1 protein-coding gene is annotated in these 551 nt (G+C 72.2%); it reads right to left on the bottom strand.

Annotated features, from left to right (window positions below; all coding sequences use genetic code 11):
- Positions 1-179 precede the first annotated feature (179 nt).
- A complete protein-coding gene (locus VR45_RS20260; RefSeq protein ID WP_045941216.1) occupies positions 180-413 on the bottom strand; it encodes a hypothetical protein in 234 nt (77 codons plus the stop codon).
- Positions 414-551 lie beyond the last annotated feature (138 nt).

The raw sequence follows: 551 nt of genomic DNA, 5'->3' as shown, positions 1-551 counted from the left end.
GGTGGGCGGTCCAGGTGTGTTCGGTGGTGCCGTCGGGGAGGGTGTGGGGTTCCCAGTGCCCGTGGCGGGTGATCGGGGGTGGGGGCGGGCCGATCTTGAGGGCGGTGACGACGCCGGTGACGACGGTGGCGATCGCGAGCGCCAGGAGGACGGCGAAGGCCGCCCCGATGAGGAACCGCTCACCGCCGGGGCACTTCCCGCAGCAGGGTGAGGAGGTTGAGGAGGGTCGAGACGGGGGCGTCCCCGAAGTCGACCAGCAGGCGGCCGTCGATGGTGGGGTCCGAGACGGTGACGGAGCCCCAGCGCAGTCCGAGGGGTCTGCCGCGTTCGTGGAGTTCGAGGAGGAGGGCGGTGACTTCGGGTTCGGTGTAGGTGCGCAGGTAGGGGTCGTGGGGGTCGATGGGGGTGTTCACGCGGCGGCGTCCAGTTCGAACCAGACGACCTTGCCGGTCTTGGTGGGGTCGACGCCCAGCCGGTCGGCGAGGGCGCGCACGAGGTGGAGTCCGCGCCCGGAGACCGCGTAGGGGTCGGCGGAGATGCGGGGTTCGGGG

Source organism: Streptomyces sp. NRRL S-495 (assembly GCF_000966955.1).
In the GTDB taxonomy this organism is placed as follows: domain Bacteria; phylum Actinomycetota; class Actinomycetes; order Streptomycetales; family Streptomycetaceae; genus Kitasatospora; species Kitasatospora purpeofusca.
Note: the sequence above shows the minus strand (reverse complement) of the source record. Positions and strands in the feature narration are given on the sequence as shown.